Origin of the sequence: Bacteroides finegoldii DSM 17565 (assembly GCF_000156195.1) — a bacterium.
Lineage (GTDB): Bacteria > Bacteroidota > Bacteroidia > Bacteroidales > Bacteroidaceae > Bacteroides > Bacteroides finegoldii.
In genome coordinates this window covers 100,964-107,427 of the sequence record NZ_GG688318.1, presented here as the reverse complement: position 1 = coordinate 107,427, position 6,464 = coordinate 100,964, and the positions used below count along the sequence as shown (strand labels likewise).

Annotated in this window: 5 protein-coding genes and 1 pseudogene; 1 reads left to right on the top strand and 5 read right to left on the bottom strand. The window is 44.2% G+C overall.

Annotated features, from left to right (window positions below; all coding sequences use genetic code 11):
• Positions 1 to 196: 196 nt before the first annotated feature.
• Positions 197 to 568: pseudogene (locus BACFIN_RS0219440) on the top strand (potassium channel family protein); the annotation flags it as partial.
• Positions 569 to 717: 149 nt separating this feature from the next.
• On the opposite strand, the gene BACFIN_RS0219435 reads toward BACFIN_RS0219440, so the two are convergent.
• The 5 genes from BACFIN_RS0219435 to BACFIN_RS21180 form a co-directional block, all read right to left on the bottom strand.
• Positions 718 to 1,239 carry an HU family DNA-binding protein gene (locus tag BACFIN_RS0219435; protein WP_007748997.1) on the bottom strand — a complete coding sequence of 174 codons (522 nt, stop codon included), beginning with the start codon at positions 1,237 to 1,239 and terminating at the stop codon, positions 718 to 720.
• Between the two features lie 78 nt (positions 1,240 to 1,317).
• Positions 1,318 to 2,025 (bottom strand): SIMPL domain-containing protein, encoded by a 708-nt coding sequence (locus BACFIN_RS16800; RefSeq protein ID WP_007748996.1) that lies wholly within the window; start codon positions 2,023 to 2,025, stop codon positions 1,318 to 1,320.
• A gap of 50 nt (positions 2,026 to 2,075) precedes the next feature.
• Positions 2,076 to 2,675 carry an immunoglobulin-like domain-containing protein gene (locus tag BACFIN_RS16805; RefSeq protein WP_007748992.1) on the bottom strand — a complete coding sequence of 200 codons (600 nt, stop codon included), beginning with the start codon at positions 2,673 to 2,675 and terminating at the stop codon, positions 2,076 to 2,078.
• Positions 2,676 to 2,762: 87 nt separating this feature from the next.
• Complete coding sequence (locus BACFIN_RS22885) at positions 2,763 to 4,229, bottom strand: WG repeat-containing protein (protein WP_007748991.1); 1,467 nt, start codon at positions 4,227 to 4,229, stop codon at positions 2,763 to 2,765.
• 30 nt (positions 4,230 to 4,259) lie between these two features.
• Positions 4,260 to 6,449 (bottom strand): energy transducer TonB, encoded by a 2,190-nt coding sequence (locus tag BACFIN_RS21180; protein WP_157037684.1) that lies wholly within the window; start codon positions 6,447 to 6,449, stop codon positions 4,260 to 4,262.
• Between the last annotated feature and the right edge of the window lie 15 nt (positions 6,450 to 6,464).

The window sequence follows — 6,464 nt, the reverse complement described above, 5'->3', positions numbered from 1 at the left end:
AGAGGTTTTAACTTCCCCTAAAAAGACATGTACATAATGCATGGGTGGGAAGGAAAAAACAAGAATATGTAAACAATATTCTACAAAAAAGATAGAAGACTGGGAGAGTTGAACGAAAAAATCAAGAGAAAAGCTTTGCTTTACGTGAGCTTTTCTCTTGATTTTTTAGAAAGAGGAACATTTACTGAATATCCCTTTGTATTCCGTCAGAGAGGAACTTGCTACGGCCTATACAGCCAGTTTCATTACTATCTGTTTCTCGGCCATCCTCATGTATTACATCGAGCGGAACGCCCAACCCGATGTGTTTGAAAACATCGGTGACGGCATTTGGTGGGCCATCATCACCTTTGCAACGGTAGGTTATGGTGATATTTATCCCATCACTCCATTGGGCAAATTATTGGGATGCATCATCTGTCTGTTCGGTGTAGCCATGGTAGCGATTCCTACCGGTATCATTAGTTCCTCCTTTATGAGTATGATTCAGAAAAAAGAGCGACAGCAGATGCAGGCAGAGAAAGAGCAAGAAGAAAAGCGGCAAGAAGAGAAGCATTCCAACGATTGACTCCGTTTTGATTTCGCCTTGAGTTTCTTTTTCCAAAGGTTGCCCAACTCAGTTTGCTGAGTCGCCCAACTCAAAAGGCTGAGTTGCCCAACTCACGAAAACGAGTTGCCCGACTCGGCAATCCGGGTCGGGCAACTTCATAAATCGAATCAGAGTATACTTTCATGTTCTTCTTCGTGTTCTGACGGTTTGTCAGATGTACCATTTTCCGTCAGCTTGTCCAGCCAGACGAAGTCCGCTTTCTGCATGGCAGTCTTCAGTTCATCGCCAGGCTGGAAGTTGATGTTGACACGCTTTACGTTGTGGGCGGTCAACGCTTCACGGGTGTCGGCTCCTTCGGTGTTCAGAGTCACGTTGAATGTTCCCCAGTCACCGAGCTTCACGCTTTTGCCGTCAAGCAGCAATCGTTGCATCACTTTGCGCAGCTGGCGTATCGCCATGGCCGCTTCCATGGGGTTGAGTGTGGTCTCCTCGGCAATCAACATGGCAACTTCACTTTCATCCACCATCTTAGTGGTATATTGCACGGGGTACCACTTCTTGGGTTCATCGGGGTGCGAAGGGTTGATGCGTTGCACCGCTTTCAGAAAAATGCTCATAATCTTCTCTTTTAAGGTTAGTATTTTATTTGCCGTACAGCCTTCGGAGACTGCACGGCGCAAGGTAAGCATTTCTTTTTTATTTTCGTCAGATACATTCGATAAAAAACGCTTGTCAGCTCATCAGACGGGCAAATTGACGTGATAGAATCAGCGGCTCATCCAGTCCGTTATTTCAAAGCGTACCGTCATCGAATATTTCAGTTGGATGGTACGGAAGTTATCATATCCTCCGGCATTCATCGACATCACGTTGCTTTGTAAAGCACCGAACATTCCTGAGTTTGCATTGGTGTTTTCTACGATGCGTATCACCGAACCCAATTTCTTATCCAAAGCTTCCACCAGATAAGCTGCTTTGCGTTGGGCAGCTTTCAGAGCCTCAATCTTGGCCTTTTGGTGATAAGTCAGTATATCCTTGTTATCCAACTTGCCGATACTCATCGAGTGAATGCCCCGGGTGTTAAGCTTTTGGACAATCCGGTCAATCTGCTTGAAGTCCTGCAGGGTGATGTCCAACTGTTTCGAGATCAAAAAGTCATGCCCCTGATGTCGCCAATTGTTGCCATATTCTTGAACGCGTACAGCAGAATCGGGGATTCCGGCATCATGGATGGCCTGCATCAATTCCTGCTCAATCCGGGTAATAGGCACCTTCGTCTTGTATTGCTCAGGCTTCGATACGCCATCAAATTCCTCCTCAAAATACTCCTGTATTTCAATGAGATAATGAATCTCATCCGGTACGACCTCCATTTCAGACGTTCCGGTCACTTCGATATACCGCTCACACTCCTGCGCTTTCATCGTAACACAAACCAGTAGGCTCATGATGAAAATTAATCCATACTTTTTCATACGCAAATACTTGATTTTAGTTCAAACTGTTATCTTTTTACGAACCGTTTTTAGGGAATTTCAAATGGGGCAGACAGACAAACGACGTGCTGATTATGGGGAGCAACCAGCTTATTTATCCGATAACGTCCCTTCGGCAAATAATAAAAGTCACCTACGGGAATGCGAAAGCAATACAAGCAATGGGCTTGTTCATCGTTTATCCACTCTGTCTCTGCTGTATCGGGCAAATGCTTCAATTGCGGCTGTTCCCAATCTTGACCATTCCATTGCTGAAGCTCCCAATCTCCGTTAAATTCAAGAGGTACATCCGTGTAATTGGCCAGAAAGACATTGATGACCTTCACATCTTGCCAATACACCTTACGCTCTGTCCAAAACTGATGTTCCTGCTTACGATAAGATTTCGGCAAATCTTTTCTATACCACAGATAATACGAGGGCATTTCATAAATGACCGTATCCCTGTCTTGTATCTGTGGGGCAATGGCTTTATTCCCCTCTACCGTCAATGCAGTCGTATCCTGCTCTGAACCTCCGATAACGGCAATAGCCGAGGCCGGAACCGCTTCCGGCAAAAATGTCTTCTGCTTATCCGTGCAAGCAAGAGACAGCAAACAGCATAACATGCCGACAACCGTAACTTTCATAATCCGTCCTCCTCTTCAAAATAGGATAAATAAAGGTTTTTGGATGCAAAAATACAAAACATTCCCTTAGTTGATGCTGCCCAAAGTTCATTTTTGCACAATCTTCAACCAGTAATGAGAAATTTCATGGATAGGAACCGATGCATGAACTACTCTCATACCTTTCCCTTTCTGATAGTGCTTCTCTGTGAAAAGGGGCTTTCCTCCTGCCTGACGGTAAGTCTGGATGAGTTCGGCGGTCTTGACAAGCTCAGTGTCAACATATTCATATCGCTCATAATGGTAGCTGGCTGCCGATTCGCGGGAAAAGGAGAACAGACACCGCTCTTCTTTGTCAATCCGCGGATTGGCAATTTCCTTCAGCTGCTTGACGGGAACATAAGTCTTTAGAGCCTTATCCCACAGATAACCGTCTTCATATTGAATGCGTTGGTTTCCATAGCTGCCTAACGGTATGGCAATGTCATCCTGTCCGTCAAAGTTCAGGTCTTTAAGCGTCACTTCTGCGTGAAAATTGTCCGCGAAAGCAATATCTTCCGGATAGGTATAGGTAAGGGTACGGATGCTTCCGGATGGATGGGTATACCGGATAAGCAATCCTTTGACGGCTTTGTCTTTCCGGATGACGGTGTATTCCAGCAATTCGTTGCCGCTCCGGTTAATGATTTTCCATTCGTCCGACTGCCAGGATGTATGTTCCCTCTCGTTGCTCTCCCCTCCATGTTCGGTTACATAGGCATGACCGTTCGCAAACGGAGTGGTATACAGAAATTGGGGGTGGATAACCACATTGCCTGATGAATCGGCAAAGCCTATCCGTCCTTGTTCATCCATCATCCGGAATAGTCCTTCTTTCAGATAATCCGGCCCGTTATCGCATTTAAAAACGTAAAATAGTTCTTTGCCTGCATCATTGATACAAACAATACGGGATTTCTTCGGTTTGTTCTCATACACAAAGCCTATTTCCGTGATAGTATCCGTCTGACAATACCGATATTTCCCGTAAGGCACAATGGTATCGCCTCGTTCATTCAGATAACATACCGGTACCCCCACTTCCAGATGAGGTTCAGTAGTATGGGCAGTCAGCACGGCATCATATCGCATCAAAACAGGGGTATCACAAGAACTGTAGCCGATTATCAAAACATCTGCGTGAGGGCCTTTCGCCATGTTATCCAGCCAGAATTGGATGCTGAGAGTGCTTTTCCCGGGACGTAAGACTGTGGGTACATTCCGTAGCGATTGAAAAACTTGCATCACCGACTTTCGGAATGCACGGGGTGCCTGGTTGAGTACCGTAGCATGGCTGATATAGCCTTCGGGGGTCACAGTATATTCCACCTGTAAAACACAACCCTTGTTCCTTTTTTGCTGATTGATGGGATATTTACACTCTCTGCTCAATGTTTTGATGAGCCAATTATAATCGCGAACATCATTCAATGATTTGTTTTCCAACATCAGAATGGTGTCGTTGGCTGTTCTTTCTTGTGCTTCAAGTTGAAAGAAGCACCCAAGCAGTATGAAGGATAGAAAAAAGCGTTTCATGTGTATATGGAATTTAAATCAAACAATGGCTCATGACTTAGGCAACCGAAACTGAATTGGTATGGTATAAAGGACTCGTTGAGGCCTCCCATCTTGTTTTCCCGGTGTCCACTTCGGCATTTGTCGGATAATTCGCAAGGCTTCTTTATCCAACAAGGGGTGAACGCTACGTACAATCCGAGGCTGGGCGGGCGTGCCGTCTTTCTCGATGATGAATTGCAGATGTACCCGTCCTTGAATGCCTGCATTCTTGGCTTCTTCAGGATAGCGCATTTCTTTCTGTATGAAATCCATACATCCTTTCATTCCTCCGGGAAATTCGGGCATGCATTCTACTACTTGAAAAAGGTGATTGTCATCCGTCGGAACTTCCGGCACAGACGTTGTTATAGTTCCAGCTGACCGGTTATCTTGGGTAGAGGGTACGGCAAGTCTCTTTTCTTTCTGTCCTTCTGCCAATTCTTGTGGATTGTCTGTCAGCTTGAATTCCGCCATCAAAGTAGCCTTTCTTCCGGTGTCTGTAAAAGTAACGGGATAAAAGAAACGGTATCTTCCCGGCTTGTTGTGATGTATTTCCGGATACAAAGAACCGGATAGATGCCTTGTTCTTCCTGGCTCAATGATATAACCGATGTCAAGAAAAGAACCATGAATGGGCAAGTCCCGCCATACCCCTCGTTCATCTTCATAGGTCAAGAAATAATAAGCACCGGATCGTAATGTTACTTTGCTGTGATTAACCAAAACAAAAGTGGCTTGTTTGCTCTGAGTGGAAAAGACCGGATAATCAGATTGCAGCAGGATGCCCAAAGTATCGCTAACACCCATACTATTGTTGGGGGCTTTTTCAGTGGGCCCTTCAAAAATGACCGCCGGTGAATCGATAATCTTTTCCCGGAAAGCCTTTCGAGCTTCCGGAGTATTCATAATGAAAGTCTGATAAATATGATGGTCACTTATACCGCAACCTGCCATATTAGATTTCAAGTATTCATCTGTAAGCTTTTCTCGTTTACTCCAGATGATATCCTTAATTTCTTTCAGCTGTTTTTGGGTAAAACTTTCATCCGTGGCAGGCTCTAGCCGGAAAGCACCGCTTTTTGCGGCTGCTTCCAGTGTGTGCCGTGCTACAGTGGTATCTCCTCTCACTTGGAAGACCAGTGTAGAACCATCAAAAAACATTCCTTCCAAGAATGCAGGACAGTGCGGACTGTCCAAGAAATCACCGATTACTGTTGAGTCCGTACCATATGCTTTACTTAAAGCCTCTATTACTTGCTGACCGGTTCTTTGGTCAACTGGTTCTTCCGTTATAGGTTGTTTCTCAGATTTGGTGGAAGGAAGAGAAACAGAGACCAGCTTATCCTTCTTTTCAGGAAGTGGCTCAACAGTATACAAACCATCTTCATCTTTGACTAGCTGATGCTTGCCGGTATCCAACCATTGATTCCACTCTTTAAATAAGGATTGTATAAACAGAAATAAGTCATCTGATATATTCAGGTCTTTACCACGTTGACAGGGGAAAATCACATGTCCGTTCTTTATGGATATTTTCTTTCTAGCTCTATCCAAGGCTTTGAGATAAACAACTTGATTATAGGCATAATGCGGATTAAATCCGTTGGCATTCATTACATCTATAGCGGCATAAGACATTATTCCCTTGGTTTTCAAAAAGGTCGTGTCCGTCAGCGTCTTTTTAAATTTTCTCGCTTCCTTCCATAATCGGGTAGTAGCAAGTCTTGTTAAACTGTCCGAGTAAGAAGGATTGATTTCCTTATTCAGTTCCTCATAAATTCCCGGCAGTAAAGTGTCACAATAAGAGGTTATGGCAAAATTTCCACTCTCAATTCTCATATTTACAGTGGGGTTGCTTATCACTGAATCATTAAACACAAAAGCAATTTGTTTTCCAATGTTTTTTTCTGTTTCTTCCGCCCATAGGTTCATATAATACGGATGTATCTGTCCAAAAATTACGTATTTACCAAAGGCATCTGAATCTAACCGTAAAACACTGAAATCTTTCGTCGTAACGATAGGCTCCAAAGAAAGACTGTCATTGGAGTCGCCCGTTACAGGATACCAACCATTTTCACGGTGGATTGCAATTGGCTTATGCTGACATCCGACCCATATAAGTCCGATGGCAAGCATCAACACGACTGACGGAAGTGCTGATAAGACTGTACGATAAAAAGATATTCGCGTTCTCATAGGCTGCATAGGAAT

Excerpts from the sequence above, each read along its gene's own strand:
- BACFIN_RS22885 (WP_007748991.1), bottom strand. The coding sequence starts at position 4,229 with ATGAAACGCTTTTTTCTATCCTTCATACTGCTTGGGTGCTTCTTTCAA.
- BACFIN_RS0219435 (WP_007748997.1), bottom strand. The coding sequence starts at position 1,239 with ATGCTTACCTTGCGCCGTGCAGTCTCCGAAGGCTGTACGGCAAATAAA.
- BACFIN_RS16800 (WP_007748996.1), bottom strand. The coding sequence starts at position 2,025 with ATGAAAAAGTATGGATTAATTTTCATCATGAGCCTACTGGTTTGTGTT.
- BACFIN_RS21180 (WP_157037684.1), bottom strand. The coding sequence starts at position 6,449 with ATGAGAACGCGAATATCTTTTTATCGTACAGTCTTATCAGCACTTCCG.
- BACFIN_RS16805 (WP_007748992.1), bottom strand. The coding sequence starts at position 2,675 with ATGAAAGTTACGGTTGTCGGCATGTTATGCTGTTTGCTGTCTCTTGCT.